The sequence below is a fragment of the Cupriavidus sp. SW-Y-13 genome (genome assembly GCF_009793345.1).
In the GTDB taxonomy this organism is placed as follows: Bacteria; Pseudomonadota; Gammaproteobacteria; order Burkholderiales; family Burkholderiaceae; genus Cupriavidus.
Genome location: NZ_WHLX01000001.1, coordinates 2,161,321 through 2,177,389, shown reverse-complemented (window position 1 = coordinate 2,177,389; position 16,069 = coordinate 2,161,321). Strand labels below are relative to the sequence as shown.

Annotated in this window: 13 protein-coding genes and 6 tRNA genes; 12 read left to right on the top strand and 7 right to left on the bottom strand. The window is 62.1% G+C overall.

The genetic code is table 11. The features are described 5' to 3' along the window. The first annotated feature begins 10 nt into the window (after positions 1-10). The 4 genes from GA566_RS09680 (at position 11) to GA566_RS09665 (ending at position 4,864) form a co-directional block, all read left to right on the top strand. On the top strand, positions 11-1,060 hold the full coding sequence (locus GA566_RS09680; RefSeq protein WP_137926061.1) for a microcin C ABC transporter permease YejB: 1,050 nt from the start codon (positions 11-13) through the stop codon (positions 1,058-1,060). Then, positions 1,057-2,190 carry an ABC transporter permease gene (locus GA566_RS09675; RefSeq protein ID WP_160472619.1) on the top strand — a complete coding sequence of 378 codons (1,134 nt, stop codon included), beginning with the start codon at positions 1,057-1,059 and terminating at the stop codon, positions 2,188-2,190. Before GA566_RS09680 ends, GA566_RS09675 begins: the two co-directional genes overlap by 4 nt. Then, positions 2,187-3,842, top strand: a complete 1,656-nt coding sequence (locus tag GA566_RS09670; protein ID WP_137926059.1) for an ABC transporter ATP-binding protein — start codon at positions 2,187-2,189, stop codon at positions 3,840-3,842. Before GA566_RS09675 ends, GA566_RS09670 begins: the two co-directional genes overlap by 4 nt. 341 nt (positions 3,843-4,183) lie before the next feature. Continuing rightward, a complete protein-coding gene (locus GA566_RS09665) occupies positions 4,184-4,864 on the top strand; it encodes a C40 family peptidase (protein ID WP_160472618.1) in 681 nt (226 codons plus the stop codon). 175 nt (positions 4,865-5,039) lie between these two features. Here the strand turns inward: GA566_RS09665 and GA566_RS09660 are convergent, their stop codons facing one another. Next, positions 5,040-5,978: a patatin-like phospholipase family protein gene (locus tag GA566_RS09660; RefSeq protein ID WP_160472617.1), complete on the bottom strand. Its 939-nt coding sequence runs from the start codon at positions 5,976-5,978 to the stop codon at positions 5,040-5,042. Between the two features lie 196 nt (positions 5,979-6,174). On the opposite strand from GA566_RS09660, the gene gltX reads away from it, so the two are divergent. The 7 genes from gltX to GA566_RS09625 all read left to right on the top strand — a co-directional run bounded on the left by gltX (position 6,175) and on the right by GA566_RS09625 (position 8,665). Continuing rightward, positions 6,175-7,572 carry a glutamate--tRNA ligase gene (gltX, locus tag GA566_RS09655; protein WP_137926056.1) on the top strand — a complete coding sequence of 466 codons (1,398 nt, stop codon included), beginning with the start codon at positions 6,175-6,177 and terminating at the stop codon, positions 7,570-7,572. Positions 7,573-7,791: 219 nt separating this feature from the next. Continuing rightward, a tRNA-Ala gene (locus GA566_RS09650) sits at positions 7,792-7,867 on the top strand. A gap of 8 nt (positions 7,868-7,875) precedes the next feature. Further along, a tRNA-Glu gene (locus GA566_RS09645) sits at positions 7,876-7,951 on the top strand. A 66-nt stretch (positions 7,952-8,017) separates the two neighbouring features. Further along, positions 8,018-8,094: transfer RNA gene (locus GA566_RS09640), tRNA-Asp, on the top strand. 166 nt (positions 8,095-8,260) lie between these two features. After that, positions 8,261-8,336 (top strand) — tRNA-Ala (locus GA566_RS09635). A gap of 110 nt (positions 8,337-8,446) precedes the next feature. Beyond that, positions 8,447-8,522 (top strand) — tRNA-Glu (locus tag GA566_RS09630). A 66-nt stretch (positions 8,523-8,588) separates the two neighbouring features. Next, positions 8,589-8,665 (top strand) — tRNA-Asp (locus GA566_RS09625). 127 nt (positions 8,666-8,792) lie between these two features. Here GA566_RS09625 and GA566_RS09620 read toward each other — a convergent pair. From GA566_RS09620 to trxA, 6 genes are all read right to left on the bottom strand, one after another. Then, positions 8,793-10,142 (bottom strand): MATE family efflux transporter, encoded by a 1,350-nt coding sequence (locus tag GA566_RS09620; protein WP_137926055.1) that lies wholly within the window; start codon positions 10,140-10,142, stop codon positions 8,793-8,795. Positions 10,143-10,238: 96 nt separating this feature from the next. After that, the gene (locus GA566_RS09615) at positions 10,239-12,020 is read right to left on the bottom strand and encodes a glycosyltransferase family 39 protein (protein WP_137926054.1); all 1,782 of its coding nucleotides are present in this window, start codon (positions 12,018-12,020) and stop codon (positions 10,239-10,241) included. 156 nt (positions 12,021-12,176) lie between these two features. After that, entirely contained in the window at positions 12,177-12,434 is a 258-nt protein-coding gene (locus tag GA566_RS09610) for a type B 50S ribosomal protein L31 (RefSeq protein WP_137926053.1), read from the bottom strand. 174 nt (positions 12,435-12,608) lie between these two features. Then, on the bottom strand, positions 12,609-13,466 hold the full coding sequence (locus GA566_RS09605) for a M90 family metallopeptidase (protein WP_160472616.1): 858 nt from the start codon (positions 13,464-13,466) through the stop codon (positions 12,609-12,611). A gap of 103 nt (positions 13,467-13,569) precedes the next feature. Beyond that, positions 13,570-14,832 carry a transcription termination factor Rho gene (gene rho / locus GA566_RS09600; RefSeq protein WP_137926051.1) on the bottom strand — a complete coding sequence of 421 codons (1,263 nt, stop codon included), beginning with the start codon at positions 14,830-14,832 and terminating at the stop codon, positions 13,570-13,572. 189 nt (positions 14,833-15,021) lie between these two features. Then, entirely contained in the window at positions 15,022-15,348 is a 327-nt protein-coding gene (gene trxA / locus GA566_RS09595) for a thioredoxin TrxA (RefSeq protein ID WP_137926050.1), read from the bottom strand. A 367-nt stretch (positions 15,349-15,715) separates the two neighbouring features. On the opposite strand from trxA, the gene GA566_RS09590 reads away from it, so the two are divergent. Continuing rightward, positions 15,716-16,006: a hypothetical protein gene (locus tag GA566_RS09590; protein WP_171020436.1), complete on the top strand. Its 291-nt coding sequence runs from the start codon at positions 15,716-15,718 to the stop codon at positions 16,004-16,006. Positions 16,007-16,069 lie beyond the last annotated feature (63 nt).

Below are 16,069 nucleotides of genomic sequence, written 5' to 3'. Positions count from 1 at the left end.
CCGAAGGCCAATGCTTGCCTATCTGCTGAAGCGAATCCTGCTGATGATCCCCACGCTGGTAGGGGTCATCACGCTGACGTTCATCGTGATCCAGTTCGTGCCGGGCGGTCCGGTCGAACAGATGATGATGGAGATGAAGGGCCGTGGCGGCGCCGCGGAAGCCAGCGGCGGCGGGGCGGAGTACCGCGGCCGGCGTGGCGTGGACCCCGAGAAGATCAAGGAAATCCAGGCGCTCTACGGCTTCGATAAGCCGCCGCTCGAACGCTATTTCATGATGCTCAAGCGCTTTGCCCAGTTCGACCTGGGCCAGAGCTATTTCCAGCACCGCAGCGTCTGGGAACTGGTGAAGTCGAAAATGCCGGTATCCATCAGCCTGGGGCTGTGGACTTTTTTCCTGACCTACCTGATATCGGTGCCGCTCGGCATCTCGAAAGCGATCCGGGCGGGCACGCGCTTCGATGTCATCAGTACGATGATCGTGCTGGTGGGCTACGCGATTCCCGGCTTCGTGCTGGGTGTGCTGCTGCTGGTGCTGTTCGGTGGCGGCACGTTCCTGCAATGGTTCCCGTTGCGCGGCCTGACCTCGGACAACTGGGAACAGCTTTCGCTGATGGGCAAGGTCATGGACTACCTGTGGCACCTGGTCATGCCGATCACGGCGTCGGTGGTCGGCAGCTTCGCGGTGGTGACGATGCTGACCAAGAACGCGTTTCTCGAGGAAATCCGCAAGCAGTACGTGCTGACGGCACGGGCCAAGGGCCTGTCCGAACGGCGCGTACTGTGGAAGCACGTGTTCCGCAATGCACTGATTCCGCTGGTCACCGGATTTCCTGCGGCGTTCATTGGCGCCTTTTTCACGGGTTCGCTGCTGATCGAGACGCTGTTCTCGCTCGATGGCCTGGGCCTGCTCTCCTATGAAGCCGTGCTGCGCCGCGATTATCCGGTGGTACTCGGCACGTTGTACCTGTTCACGCTGATCGGCCTGGTGACGCGCCTGATTTCCGATGTCTGCTACGTGATGGTGGACCCCCGCATTCATTTCGAGGGGATGCACCGATGAGATTCCGCGCCAAAGCCGCGACAGGTGTCCCGAACCTGCCGCACTCGCTCTCGCCACGCCAGCGCGCCTGGCAGCGGTTTCGCCGTAACCGGCTGGGGTACTGGAGTTTGGTGCTATTCGTGATCCTGTTCGTTCTGAGCATGGGCGCCGAACTGCTGTCGAGCGATCGTCCGCTGATGGTTCGCTACAAGGGCGAGTACTACTTTCCGATCGTCAAGGTCTACTCCGAAACCACGTTCGACGGTGACTTTCCCACGCCCGCCGACTACCTTGATCCGTTCATCCGCGACCGGATCACGAGCAACGGCAACTTCGCGATCTTCCCGCCGAACCGGTATTCCTACGATTCGCTGAACTACTTCGCCAAGGAGCCGAACCCGGCGCCCCCGTCGGCAGAGAACTGGCTCGGCACCGACGACCGGGGTCGGGACGTGCTGGCCCGGCTGCTGTATGGCTTCCGCGTCTCGGTACTGTTCGGGCTGGCATTGACGGTCATCGGCGTGCTGGTTGGCACGCTCACGGGCGCCTTGATGGGTTTCTTCGGGGGCCGCTTCGACCTGGTTTCCCAGCGCGCCATCGAGATCTGGAGCTCCATGCCGGAGCTCTACCTGCTGATTATCTTCGCCTCGATTTTCGAACCAAGCCTGGCGCTGCTGGTCATCCTGCTTTCGCTGTTCGGGTGGATGGGCCTGTCGGATTACGTGCGTGCCGAGTTCTACCGCAACCGCTCGCTGGACTACGTCAAGGCGGCCCGCGCGCTGGGACTCTCCAACGTGCAGATCATGTGGCGCCATATCTTGCCCAACAGCCTGACGCCCGTGATCACGTTCCTGCCGTTCCGCATGAGCGCGGCCATCCTGGCGCTGACCAGTCTCGACTTCCTCGGCCTGGGCGTGCCGCCAACCACGCCGAGCCTGGGCGAACTCCTGGCGCAGGGCAAGGCCAATCTCGATGCGTGGTGGATCTCGCTGTCGACCTTCGCAGTGCTGGTCCTGACGCTGCTGCTGCTGACCTTCATGGGAGATGCCCTGCGCGATGCGTTCGACACCCGCCTGGGCCTGGCGCAGTTGCGGGGTCGCGTGGATCCCAAGGTGCCGGCCGGCAGTCCCGCTGCGGAGGCCACGCCATGAGTGCCGTGACGCCGCTGTTCGATGAATCCGTGGCGCCCCCGGCGCCCGGTACGCAACTGATGTGCGTGGATCGCCTGTCGGTGACGTTCGGCGAGGGAGAGCACGCCACGCGCGCCGTGCGCGAGGTGAGTTTTGATCTGCGCGCCGGCGAGCGCTATGCACTGGTTGGCGAATCGGGCTCGGGAAAGACCGTCACCGCGCTGGCCATGCTGCGGCTGGTTGGCGATGCGCAGTACCACGGAGCGATCCGCTTCGAAGGCAAGGACCTGCTCCAGGTGTCCGATCGCGAGATGCGCGGCATCCGTGGGTCGGAAATCGCGATGATCTTCCAGGAGCCGATGACGGCGCTAAACCCGCTCTATACGATCGGCAACCAGATCGTGGAAACGCTGGCGCTGCATGAGGGGCTGGACCGGCGTGCTGCGCGTGCCCGGGCCATCGCGTTGCTGGAGCGCACAGGTATCAGCGACGCTGCCAATCGCTTCAACAGTTTTCCGCACCAGCTTTCGGGCGGGCAGCGGCAGCGGGCGATGATCGCCATGGCGCTGGCCTGCCGCCCCAAGCTGCTGCTGGCCGATGAGCCGACGACCGCGCTCGACGTGACCATCCGCGCCCAGATCCTCGACCTGCTGCGCAGCCTGCAGGCGGAGTTCGGCATGGCCGTGATGTTGATCACCCATGACCTCAACATGGTGCGGGCATTTGCCCAGCGCGTGGGCGTGATGGAGAAAGGCGTGCTTGTGGAAACTGGCGAAACCGCCGAGGTCTTCGCCAATCCACGCCATCCGTACACACGCAAGCTGATCGATAGCCGGCCGAAGCGCGAAGTCTTGCCGCTCGTGCCGCTCGCTCCCGTGCTGCTGGAAACCGACGCGCTGTGCGTCAACTACCAGAAGAAGAAGCCCGGATTTGCCGGCTGGTTCGGCAAGGAAGCCTTTGCGGCGGTCAAAGACGTCACGCTGCAACTGCGTGAAGGCGAGACTGTGGGCATCGTCGGCGAATCGGGTTCGGGAAAGACCACGCTGGCCCATGCGGTGCTGGCGTTGCAGCGCAAGAGCGGCGGGGCGATCCAGTTTCTGGGGCGCAGCTTCGACGCCTGCTCCACGAAGGAGCGCAGCGCGTTGCGTTCGCGCATGCAGGTGGTCTTTCAAGATCCGTTCGGATCGCTCTCGCCGCGCATGACGATCGAGCAGATCGTGGGCGAGGGCCTGGCCCTGCATCAGCCGGGACTGTCGCCGGAAGCCACGCGAGAACGTGTGATCGAAGCGTTGCGCGAAGTCGGTCTCGACCGAACGGCGCTGGGACGCTACCCGCATGAGTTCTCGGGCGGCCAGCGCCAGCGCATCGCCATCGCACGTGTGCTGATTCTGAAACCGCAGGTTCTGGTGCTCGATGAGCCGACTTCGGCACTGGACGTATCGATCCAGCAGCAGGTGCTGGCGCTGCTTTCTCAACTCCAGCACAAGTACAACCTCAGCTATCTGTTCATCAGCCACGACCTGGCCGTGATTCGTGCGATGGCGCACCGAGTCATCGTGATGAAAAACGGTGAAGTGGTGGAATCCGGAGAAACGGATACGGTGCTTGGTGCGCCGCAGCATCCGTATACGCGCAAGCTGATGGCTGCAGCACAACTTGGCGCACCGGGATGATGTGATCGCAGGGTCTTGTTTAACGGTCGTGTCACATGGATTCTTTATAGCGAATCCGAGAAACAAGATGACTTTTTTGCGCTAGTTCGTTGATTTGCTAGTCTTTTGCGGGGAATTTGTAACCAACTTTGACACGTCAAGGTGGGTACTTTAGTATCCTGCGATAAGTTTTGTCGGGGGTGGTTCGTCCGCCGCATGCAGGCCTTGGGGAAGGCCGGAGTTGCACGCGGCTGGTGCAGTCCAGTTGGCGTACTTCTTGCGTACGTTCCGCCCTGATGTTTTCACGCTGTCCGGCTATGTCTGACAAGCCGGTCAGATTTGTCCGATCATCAGGAGAGCCAATGCAAACGGTACTTCATTCGCTGGCGCGTGCCGCTATCGGAATTGCCATTGCCTGCGGCGCGACTGTGTCGAATGGAGCGCTGGCGGATACGGTCTTCAAGGACCCCGACTCCCGGATCGAAGCGCGTGCCGACCAGGCCGCCGATCATCCGGAACACAAGCGTGGCTTGTTGTCGTCGGTCATGAATTCCACCAGCAACGTTGCCAGCAAGGCTGGCGACCTGGTTGTGAACGCGCTGGGCCTGATTGGTGTGCGTTACCGCTTCGGCGGCAACAGCCCCGAATCGGGCCTGGATTGCAGCGGCTTCGTCCGCTACGTGTTCAACGACACCTTCGGCTTCATGTTGCCGCGCCGATCCGTTGAAATGAGCCAGGTGGGCACCACCGTGGTGGCCAACGAGCTGCGTCCGGGGGATCTTGTGTTCTTCAACACGATGCGCCACACCTTCTCGCACGTCGGCATCTATATTGGCGACAACAAGTTCGTGCATGCGCCGTCCACCGGCAGCAAGATCCGCGTGGATGACATGCGGGCCTCGTACTGGGTGACGCGTTACAACGGCGCCCGCCGCATCGACGATTCGGCACGTGGCTCGGTGGACAACACGGGCAGCATGATCGAGACGCTCAAACGTTTCGATCCAAATGCCCAGGGCCGCTCGATGCTTGTGGGTGGCTGACCGGATCCCCGATCTGGTTCCAGCAAAAAGGACTGCCTTGGCAGTCCTTTTTGTTTGTCGCGCTAACTGCTGCCCGCCGCTACCGTCAGGAGGGTGACACTGGCTGTCGGCTCGGTTGACGCTTTTTGTCAGCGTTGTGGTCGAGGTGACAACAATCGCGAGACGTCCCAAGCAGTCAGGGGGCGGCGCCGATTGTCGCCACGGGGCGGTTGCGCGCCTGTGCGAGCTTGTCTTTCAGCGTGGCCAGCACTGCTGCCGTGGCCTGTTCGCCAGCAAGGATCGCCCGGTTGCGCGATGCAAAGTCGCTGCCACCCATATCGGGCAGGTCAGGGCGGATCACCACGTCAGCGCGTGCCAAAGACATCTTGTTGATCGAGTTGCCCATGATGGCGGTGGTCTGCAGCAGCACGCCGCTCTGACCATTGTTCTTCTGGCTCGACGGATCGGCCGAGATGTTGACGGCGATAACGAAGTCAGCGCCCATCTCGCGGGCCGAATCTACCGGCACGGGCTCCACCAGACCGCCATCGACATAGTCCTGACCACCAATGGAAACCGGCTGGAATACACCGGGGACGCTGCTCGATGCGCGCACGGCCTGCCCGGTATTGCCGCGCCGGAACAGGATGCGCTCGCCGGTCTTGAGGTTGGTTGCCACGATGCCCAGCGGCAACTTCATCGACTCGATCGGCCGATTCTTGACCAGCCGGTTGACGTAGTTCTGCAGCGCCTCTCCCTTGAGCCAGCCGCCGAACTTGGTGCCAAACGGCAGCGCCCAGTCGGCAATCGCCGCCTCGTCCATCGTCAGCGCCAGCTTGTTGAGTTCGAAGCCATTCATGCCCGTGGCATACAGGGCGGCGACCACGGACCCGGCACTCGTGCCCGTGACGATCTCGGGATGGATGCCCTGGGCCTCCAGCGCCTTGATGACACCGATATGGGCAAAGCCGCGCGCGGCGCCGCCGCCCAGTGCCAGGCCGATGCGAATCGGGCGCGGCGGGGCGACGGGCGGTACTGTTGCGATAGGCGGGACCGTCGGTGCGGGTTTGGGGCCGAACGAGCAGGCCGCCAGTAGCAAGGCCGCCGAGGCGCCCAGGAAGTTTCGTCGTTGCATCTGGAATGGGAGGCTGGGAAGTGACGCGTCGGGCATTGCGGATGCCGACGAGTCTGAGACCGGTGGCAGGATAAATGATTCCAGGGCCGATGGGTGCGCTGCGCGCGGATGGCGGTAGGGGAGGCGTATAATGCGGCATCCAGCGAAATCCGGCCTGCGCGCACCCGTGCGCGGGCCTTTTTGTTTCTCCCCGACCATGACACAACGCGTCCGCACCCGCTTTGCGCCGAGCCCGACCGGCTTCATCCACCTCGGCAATATCCGCTCCGCGCTCTATCCGTGGGCTTTCGCCCGCCGCATGAAAGGCGACTTCATCCTGCGCATCGAAGACACCGATGTGGAGCGCTCCTCCGAGGAAGCGGTTGACGTGATCCTGGAAGGCATGGCCTGGCTCGACCTCGATATCGATGAAGGCCCGTTCTACCAGATGCAGCGCATGGACCGTTATCGCGCGGTGGTGCAGCAGATGGTGGACAGCGACATGGCCTATCGTTGCTACATGAGCACCGAGGAACTCGACGCGCTGCGCGAAGCCCAGCGCGCTGCAGGCGAGAAGCCGCGCTACAACGGTTTCTGGCGTCCGGAACCAGGCAAGACGCTGCCCGAGCCGCCCGCCGGCGTGCAGCCCGTGATCCGCTTCAAGAACCCGATCGGTGGCAGCGTGGTGTGGGACGACGCCGTGAAGGGCCGCATCGAGATTTCGAACGACGAACTCGATGACCTGGTGATCGCGCGCCCGGATGGCACGCCCACCTACAACTTCTGTGTGGTCGTCGATGACCTCGACATGAAGATCACGCACGTGATCCGGGGCGACGACCACGTCAATAACACGCCGCGCCAGATCAACATCATTCGTGCGCTCGGCGGCGAGGTACCCGTCTATGCCCACCTGCCTACGGTGCTGAACGAGCAGGGCGAGAAGATGAGCAAGCGTCATGGCGCGATGCCGGTGACCGGTTATCGTGATGAAGGGTTTTTGCCCGAGGCCGTGCTGAACTACCTGGCACGCCTGGGCTGGGCACACGGCGATGCCGAGATTTTCTCGCGCGAGCAATTCGTCGAGTGGTTCGACCTGGAGCATCTCGGCAAGTCGCCAGCGCAGTACAACCCGGAAAAGCTCGCCTGGTTGAACAACCACTACATCAAGACGGGCGACAACGCGCGTCTGGCGGACCTGACGCGCCCGTTTATCGAGGCCGAGGGTGGCAAGGTGGAAGGCGCCGATCTGGTCGGTGTGATCGCACTGGTCAAGGACCGCGCCAATACGCTCAAGGAGGTGGCTCAGGCCGCGATGCTGTTCTATCGTGGCGAGCCCCAACCCGACGCCGCTCTTAAGGCCGAGCACCTCGCAGACGAGATCCGGCCCGCGGTGCAGGCACTGGCGACGCAGTTGGGTGCGCTGACCGAGTGGAAGCGCGAGGCCATCAGCGCCACGTTCAAGGCCGTACTCGCGGAGTTCGGTCTCAAGATGCCCAAGCTTGCAATGCCTGTGCGTCTGCTGGTGGTGGGGCAGTTGCAGACCCCGGCCATTGATGCTGTGCTGGAACTGATCGGTCGCGATACGGTGCTGCGCCGGCTGGCCGCTGGATAAAAAGTGCGGAAAAGTCTCGGCGGGGGCTTGCGCTCAGGCCGGGACTTCAGCATAATCTCGTTCTCCCTGCTGCACGGCGCAAGTCAAGCAGCCCGGTTGAAAAACAGGAAAAAGGGACTTGCAAAATGCGGTGACTGATTTATAATCGCCGCTTCGCTGAAACGCAGTTAGTAAGTAACAAAGCGGTCGGCGGCAAGCAGTAGCAAGGCAGTAACTATTGGGGCTATAGCTCAGCTGGGAGAGCGCTTGCATGGCATGCAAGAGGTCAGCGGTTCGATCCCGCTTAGCTCCACCAAAGTTTCTGTCCCCTTCGTCTAGAGGCCTAGGACATCACCCTTTCACGGTGAGTACAGGGGTTCGAATCCCCTAGGGGACGCCAAACATTGGACGTAATCACTCGTCCAGTTGGCTGTCCGGAGCGAAGCTCCAGATAGCAACCAACAACGGAGCGGTAGTTCAGTTGGTTAGAATACCGGCCTGTCACGCCGGGGGTCGCGGGTTCGAGCCCCGTCCGCTCCGCCAGACTGAGCCCGCTTGGGTGAAACCAAGCGGGTTTTTATTTGGGTGAGAAGTGAGTATTTGATAATCACTTTTCGATTTGCCCTGGACTGGTTTTGAAGTCCTGAAAAATCAAAAACATAATCATGGCGTTCGCAAGAAATCGTGATTATGTATTCCAGCAGTATATGGGGCTATAGCTCAGCTGGGAGAGCGCTTGCATGGCATGCAAGAGGTCAGCGGTTCGATCCCGCTTAGCTCCACCAGGATTGAACAGGCGCTGAAGTAGTAAAAAAGTTGCCTGAAATTGTGAAAGTTCTGCTAGAATAGCGGACTTCGCAGCAGTAGACGGAAACGTTGCTTGCAATCGATTTCTGTCCCCTTCGTCTAGAGGCCTAGGACATCACCCTTTCACGGTGAGTACAGGGGTTCGAATCCCCTAGGGGACGCCAAACATTGGACGTAATCACTCGTCCAGTTGGCTGTCCGGAGCGAAGCTCCAGATAGCAACCAACAACGGAGCGGTAGTTCAGTTGGTTAGAATACCGGCCTGTCACGCCGGGGGTCGCGGGTTCGAGCCCCGTCCGCTCCGCCAACTTTTAAAAAAGCCTGCGCAAGCAGGCTTTTTTTTCGTCTGTAGGAAATACAAGCAAGCCCCGACGGTCTGCGCCCCTCTCCGGGAGAGGGGCGGGGGAGAGGGGAACTGAAACGGTAGGGGTCCCTCAACCCACTCGACTCACCCTCATGAAATACCTCACCAACAACGTTCCTGCGATTGCCAGGCTCACGCTGTTGGCAATCCAGAATCCGGACGCGCCGCGCGTGAAGGCTGGCATCCAGTCGATCAGACCGAATCCCAGGACGTAGCCGCCGCCGAGACCGACGCCCCATAGTGAGCCGGCGTAGATCAGCGTGGGAATCAACGCAATCTTGTAGGCACGCAGGATGAAGCCGGTCATGACCTGCACGGCATCGAACGCCTGGTAGAACGCCACGAACAGCACCAGCGGCAGAGCCTTCGCAATCACGGCAGGGTCTTTCACGTAAGCGTGTAGCAGTGGTTCGCGCAGCAGCCAGAGCAGAACCCCGACGACAACGGCCATGCCTGCGCCAAAGCGGATGCCTCGCCAGCCCAGGCGACGCGCACCGGCCATGTCGCGAGCGCCGATGAGCTGAGCCACCAACGTGGAAGTGGCAATCGATAGCGACAGCGGCATCATGTACGCCACGGCGCCAAGATTGGCGATGATCTGGTGACCGGCCAGCGTCTCGGTACCAAGCCGCGTGATGAAGATCGACATCAGCGTGAACGACGTAATCTCTATCAGATAGGTCAGGCCCATTGGCACGCCCAGCCGTAAAAGCGGCATGATCCGGTCCCGACGTGGCCATTCCCATCGTGTGAAAATACCCAGCGGATGGTAGGCGCTGCCGAGCCGCAGGATGCACAGGCCCACGATGCACCAGACCCAGCTGATGATCGTCGATGCCAGGGCGCAGCCCGGGCCGCCCATGGCCTCGATGCCATAGCCGCCGTGGATGAACCACGCGTTGAGAGGCACTTTCAGAACCAGCCCGCCGATCTGCAGCACGGTGACCATGATCGGCCGGGACAGCGCATTGTTGAGCGCCATGTAGATACGAAAGCCCAGTGCAGCCGGCAGCCCGAAAGCAACGATGTGGAGGTATCGTGCCGCCTTGTCGACAAGTTCGGGGGGTGCCTTGGCGAAGGCCAGTAGCGGCTCCGGAAACAGCAGCACCAGCATGCCCGGAACGGCCAGGGCCACGCCGAGCCATGCCGCTTGTCGGACTTCGACGCCGATTTCTGCAGTGCGTCCCGCGCCGTAGAGCTGCCCGGCAATCGGCGAGAGGGCCTGCAATACGCCCATCAGGCTGATATAGACGGTGACATAGATCGAGCCACCCAGGCCAACGGCTGCGAGGTCGGCCGCGGAAGCGCGACCGGCCATGATGGTATCGATGACACCGAAAGCGATCACGGCGAGCTGGCCGACCAGTACCGGCGCGGCCAGATGGATGATGCGACGAAGGTCCTGCAGCGCGCTGCTCATTGTTATTGTCGATTGGAGGATGACAACGCGTGATGCCTGCACGGCCAGGAAGACCATGCAGGTTGCGTCAGGGGCGCCGAACTGCCGCCTACCGCATTACTGCGGTGGGAGGCGTCGCTGCGAGGAGGGGCGGGCCGGCTTGACGGTCGACAGATCGACCAGTCGATACATGCGGAACCGCTCATCGCGGTCGGCGGGGCGTCGGCCTTCCCAGATCAGGCGCCATTCAAAATGCGAGAGGTTGCCCGGGGCGCCATAGTCGACGGCATCGTGCCGCAACAGGATGTCGCATCCGTCCTCGGGACCGCCAAAGCGGATATGCCCGAAGTAGGCGAACGAGGCCAGTTGCGCATTGCCCATCCGGATCGGCTGCACGCAGCGGTAGGTCGACGGCAGCGCCAGCGAAGCGGCCTGGGCCACGTCGCGGTACGTCTTGCCGTAGTTGATCGAAGGGAGCCACAGCGTCATGGCGATCACCCACATCAGCGTGGTGCCAGCGGCCGAAATGACCACGGGGCGCCAGATCTGCTTGGGTGCGCGCGACAGGCGCCAGCGCACGACCAATACCCACGCGAGCGTGACAATCAACGCGATAACCACGGCCGTGGCCGTGAACGTGTGCTGGAAACCGGGAATCTGGCGGAACACGTTGGCCGCAATCTTGGGTGGCCAGCCAGTGGTCTTGGCGATCCACATGAACCAGACGGTGCCGCCGAAGATCGTGAAGAAGAGCAGGGCGAACCAGTCGATCGCATTGATTGCCGCGCGCGGTAACGTGGGCAGTGCGAACGCCGCCAGGATGGCCATGGGCGGCAGCAGAAGAATGAACTGTACATCGCCGGGGCTGCGCTGCAGCACGAGCAGCAGGAACAGCATCGCCAGTACCGTCAGCGGTAGCGCCACGTGAGCGGCCCGGCGCATGCCGCGCCATGACAGCCACGCGAAGGCCGTGATCGGCCAGACCGGCCAGGTGTAGAGGAAGAAATTCCGGGCGATAAAGCCGCCGGTTTGCCAACTGGGCGCGCCGTATGTACGGCGGTCGTAGCGTGCCCATTCGCGGATAAAGGTTACGGCGTCATCGGTGACCGTGGCGCCGAAATAGGTCGCGGCCATCCACGCCAGCACCATCGCCAGCGCTATGCCCACGCCGATAGGCAGCAGACGTCGCAGCGGCAACGGCTGACACACCACGCCCGCAATGATTGTGGCCGCCAGCAGCGAAGTCGCCAGCAACGGTCCGCTGGCCAGGCACAGCGCGCCCAGGCCCACGCCGAACCAAAGGCTGCCCTGGATCGGCATGTCGAGGCTGCGCACCATGCCGTACAGCATGAACGCGATAAAGCAGACCTGACCGACCTGCGCCGTGGTTTCATGGCCACGCATGGCCAGGCCCACGCAGGCCAGGAAGATCAGCAGCGCACCATCGGCCAGCGCCCGGCCGTACGAGCGGGCATCGGGCTGGCCACCGAACGCGAACGCGAACGGCTGCACTTCGTCGCGTCGGCCCAGCAGATAGGTGGAATACCAGATGAAAGCGCAGGTGCCGAAGTAGAACAGCGCTGTGGACAGGCGTGCGGCATCCGGTGCGCCAAGCCATCCGCCGAACAGCCGGATCATCAGGCCGCCGATCCAGAAGACCAGCGGGCCGTCCTCGCTGTAGGGGCGGCCGACGATGTTCGGCATCAGCCAGTCCTGCAGGCCGCCCGTACCCAGTTGCCACATCACGCCGAAGCCAGCCGCATCCTCGTTCTTCCATGGATCGCGACCGAACAGTCCAGTCAATCCGTAGATGATGCAGATCGCCAGCAGCAGGTAACGCGGCAGGGCTCCGGTGGCGGCGGCGGTCAGGTGAACGGGAGTGGTCTTGGCTTGGGACATCGGCAGAGGTTCGTGGCGGCAACCCACAGCTGTGCACAAGCCGCTATTGTGGGCCACAAATGCAAAGAGGCAGCCGATGCTGCCTCTTTGTCAGGTCGCGCGCTGCAGGAGCATCTGTCCCGGCAGGCGCGGCATTCGCTCGGTAGAGCGGCGCGCTTACTTCTTGGCGGCCAGCTTCGAACCGAACTTCTGACGGAACTTCTCGACGCGGCCAGCCGTGTCCATGATCTTCTGTTGGCCGGTGTAGAACGGATGCGATTCCGACGACACTTCGATCTTGGCCAGCGGGTAGGTCTTGCCTTCGAACTCGATCGTGTCCTTGGTCTGGATCGTCGAACGGGTCACGAACTTGAAGTCGCAGGACATGTCCTGGAACACGACTTCGCGGTAATTCGGGTGAATGCCTTCTTTCATGGTGCTTCCTTTCTGGTTGGGTAGCCAGTCCGCTCTACGATGCACAACCTGCTGGGTTGCGCGAGCGAACCACTTGCCTGTAACGGGCAAACCGGGATTATGGCAGAAAAACAAGCACTTGGGCAATCTCCTTGGACATTGGCAACACGACAATGGGGTCGGCGCTAAAGCGCCTCAAGCCGCATGTTTTGCGGGATCTTGTCGATAGAACCTCGCCAGCGTGTCGTAAAGGACTGGCCAATGCTTCTGCAATCCGCCTGGCTCGACAAAGAATGTCTCTGACGCCACCGCGAAAAACTCGCTGGCAGCCTCGCATCCGTAGGGGTCGATGACGAGGAGTGCTGGCGGGAGGCGTTCGGGGTGGTCCCAGTCGGCGTCGGGCACCTGTTCGCAGGCATCCGCAAAGCGATCGTACTCGGCGAGTAGCGATTCCGCCCACGCTTCGGCGTCGATGCCGGGGTGAAGCACGCGCGAAAAGGGCGGCACCCCGTCGGGTTCGCCGTCCAGCATGTCGAGTTTGTGGGCGAACTCGTGGATGACCACGTTGTAGGTGTCGGCCGGTAGCGCGTGGTCGCCGTCGAGTCCGGCGCCCGGCGTATGGACATCGGGCCAGGACAGGATGACCGGGCCATGCTCCCAGGCCTCGCCGCTCGCTTCTTCCTCCACGCCATGCACGAGGCCGATGTCGTCCTCCACGGTCTTGCGGATCAGGAATTCGCCGGGATACAGCACGATGCCGTGCCAGCCGCGATACCACTCGATACCCAGCTTGAGGATGGGCACGCAGGCTTGCACGGCCACGCTGACCACCATCTCGTCGGTCAGTTCGAGTTCGTGCGCCGTCGAGTATTCCTTGCTGGCGATGAACAGCGTGGCCAGTTCGCGGAGCGCGGTCAGATCCTCTGCCACATAGCGTTGCACGAACGGTAGCGCCGCCACTGTTTGCGCCCAAAGTTCGTCGGGGATGGCGTAGTGGGCGAGCTTGCGTTCGCGGGAGCGGGTCCGCAGAAAGCTGGACAGTTTGCCGAGCATCGTTTTCCGGAAGGGTTGGCGAGCGCCGAAAATAAAAAAGGCGCACCCGAAGGGTACGCCTTTCCGCATGCATCGCAAGGGACAGCTACGGCATCAGCCGCAATCAGCCGCCACGACGCATCATGTCGAAGAACTCTGCGTTGTTCTTCGTCGGCTTCATCTTGTCGAGGATGAATTCCATGGCCTGGACTTCGTCCATGTCCGAGATGAACTTGCGCAGGATCCAGATCTTCTGGAGGATTTCCGGCTTGATCAGCAGTTCCTCGCGGCGAGTGCCCGACTTGTTCAGGTTGATGGCCGGATAGACACGCTTTTCCGCCAGACGGCGTTCCAGGTGCACTTCCATGTTGCCCGTGCCCTTGAACTCTTCGTAGATGACGTCGTCCATGCGGCTGCCGGTTTCGATCAGCGCCGTGGCGATGATCGTCAGCGAACCGCCTTCTTCCAGGTTACGCGCGGCACCGAAGAAACGCTTCGGACGTTGCAGCGCGTTGGCGTCCACACCGCCGGTCAGCACCTTGCCCGATGCCGGGACCACGGTGTTGTAGGCGCGGGCCAGACGCGTGATCGAGTCCAGCAGGATCACCACGTCGCGCTTCAGTTCCACCAGGCGCTTGGCTTTCTCGATGACCATTTCGGCCACCTGTACGTGGCGGATGGCCGGTTCGTCGAAGGTCGACGCCACGACTTCGCCGCGCACCGAGCGCATCATCTCGGTCACTTCTTCCGGACGCTCGTCGATCAGCAGCACGAACAGATCCGCTTCGGGATGGTTGTTCGCGATTGCGTGGGCAATGTGCTGCAGCATCACGGTCTTGCCGGATTTCGGCGATGCCACCAGCAGGGCGCGCTGGCCACGGCCGATCGGGGCGATCATGTCGACGATACGGCCGGTGATGTTTTCTTCGGCGCGGATATCGCGTTCGAGCTGGAGCGGCCGGTTCGGATGCAGCGGGGTCAGGTTCTCGAACATGATGCGGTTTTTCACCGCTTCGGGAGGCTGCCCGTTGACCTTGTCCACCTTGACCAGCGCGAAATAGCGCTCGCCGTCCTTGGGCGTGCGCACTTCGCCTTCGATCGAGTCGCCGGTATGCAGGTTGAAGCGGCGGATCTGGGAGGGACTGATATAGATATCGTCCGTGCTCGCGAGGTACGACGTTTCCGGCGAGCGCAGGAAACCGAAGCCATCGGGCAGTACTTCCAGCGTGCCGTCTCCGTAGATGGTTTCGCCCATCTTGGCGCGCTTCTTGAGGATCGCAAACATCAGTTCTTGTTTGCGCATCCGTTGTGCGTTGTCGATCTCGAGCGTAGCCGCCATTTCGAGAAGCGCAGACACGTGAAGCGATTTGAGTTCTGTCAGGTGCATAGACAAAGGGTACAGGGGGTACAGAAGGGCCCGAACGGGCAAGACCTTGGAGAAGGGGGAGGAATGAGCGAACGCTCGGGGAAGTTGTTGGGTGGCATCTTAGCACAATCCGGCCGGCGCGCCAGGGCAGGCGCACGCGAAGCCGGATCATGCATGGCGAGGGCGCGGACGCCCCGGCCGGTTTGTGGATTAGACCTGTGCGTCCAGGAACGCGGTCAGTTGCGACTTCGACAGTGCGCCAACCTTCTGGGCGGCCACTTCGCCGTTCTTGAACAGGATCAGCGTCGGGATGCCGCGGATGCCGAACTTGGCCGGCACCTGCTGGTTTTCATCGACATTGATCTTGGCGATCTGGACCTTGCCGGCGTAGTCGCGGGCGACTTCGTCCAGGATCGGGGCAATCATCTTGCAGGGGCCGCACCATTCCGCCCAGAAGTCGAGCAGGACGGGCTTGTCGGACTTGAGAACGTCGTCTTCGAACGATGCGTCGCTCACATACTTGATTTGATCGCTCATGGCGGGAAACCTCTGGGTTTGCTTTTACGCTGTATTGGTGATGGCGGAATTGCGCAAGACCTGACCGCTACCTTACACGACATCGGACTGCTCCGCCGGTGAGGCTCGGCGTGCATGCACGCGGCCCTTGGCGCCGATATGTTACCAGCTTGCCGGAATTCAAGCGCACTGCAGCGCTCCCTGCCGATAATAGTTTCAATGGGCCCGAGAGATGCACGCTATCGGCATCCCCTATTGGAGTTATTGTGTGCTGCGCAGCAGCAGGGCGGGTTCGCTGGCATGATCTAGAATGCACCTCAGGGGGCATTCCGGCACGCGTAGAATGACTGACGCGGACTTTCCACACACTCCGACCAAGGCCATCATCATGACGCCCGAACCCAGCAAGCCCGAAACACCAGACACCCAGGCCAGCCCGCAGCAGGCTCCGGACGCTGATCAGTTGAGCGACGCGCTGGCGCATCTTTCCACCGCCGTCGAATCCGACAGCATCGCCACCGGCGCCGCCAAGGGGCTGGTCTACAGCGTAATGGAAACGCTCGGCACGCTGATCGGCGACCCCGACCTGCCCGAACATGCCCGCTCGGGCTACGAGGGGTTGTTGGAGACCGCTCGCGAGCTCCGTGCCCGCCTGGAGCACGGCGGAGACGACAACTAATATTCGCTGCATGGCCGTGGGGCGCCGGGTCGCCCCGCGGTCGCGCAGCCGCGCCCCCTTCAT

What these genes read in the sequence shown, in the direction of transcription:
- GA566_RS09680 (WP_137926061.1), top strand. Translation starts at nt 11, where the DNA reads ATGCTTGCCTATCTGCTGAAGCGAATCCTGCTGATGATCCCCACGCTG.
- GA566_RS09675 (WP_160472619.1), top strand. Translation starts at nt 1,057, where the DNA reads ATGAGATTCCGCGCCAAAGCCGCGACAGGTGTCCCGAACCTGCCGCAC.
- GA566_RS09670 (WP_137926059.1), top strand. Translation starts at nt 2,187, where the DNA reads ATGAGTGCCGTGACGCCGCTGTTCGATGAATCCGTGGCGCCCCCGGCG.
- GA566_RS09665 (WP_160472618.1), top strand. Translation starts at nt 4,184, where the DNA reads ATGCAAACGGTACTTCATTCGCTGGCGCGTGCCGCTATCGGAATTGCC.
- GA566_RS09660 (WP_160472617.1), bottom strand. Translation starts at nt 5,978, where the DNA reads ATGCAACGACGAAACTTCCTGGGCGCCTCGGCGGCCTTGCTACTGGCG.
- gltX (WP_137926056.1), top strand. Translation starts at nt 6,175, where the DNA reads ATGACACAACGCGTCCGCACCCGCTTTGCGCCGAGCCCGACCGGCTTC.
- GA566_RS09620 (WP_137926055.1), bottom strand. Translation starts at nt 10,142, where the DNA reads ATGAGCAGCGCGCTGCAGGACCTTCGTCGCATCATCCATCTGGCCGCG.
- GA566_RS09615 (WP_137926054.1), bottom strand. Translation starts at nt 12,020, where the DNA reads ATGTCCCAAGCCAAGACCACTCCCGTTCACCTGACCGCCGCCGCCACC.
- GA566_RS09610 (WP_137926053.1), bottom strand. Translation starts at nt 12,434, where the DNA reads ATGAAAGAAGGCATTCACCCGAATTACCGCGAAGTCGTGTTCCAGGAC.
- GA566_RS09605 (WP_160472616.1), bottom strand. Translation starts at nt 13,466, where the DNA reads ATGCTCGGCAAACTGTCCAGCTTTCTGCGGACCCGCTCCCGCGAACGC.
- rho (WP_137926051.1), bottom strand. Translation starts at nt 14,832, where the DNA reads ATGCACCTGACAGAACTCAAATCGCTTCACGTGTCTGCGCTTCTCGAA.
- trxA (WP_137926050.1), bottom strand. Translation starts at nt 15,348, where the DNA reads ATGAGCGATCAAATCAAGTATGTGAGCGACGCATCGTTCGAAGACGAC.
- GA566_RS09590 (WP_171020436.1), top strand. Translation starts at nt 15,716, where the DNA reads ATGACGCCCGAACCCAGCAAGCCCGAAACACCAGACACCCAGGCCAGC.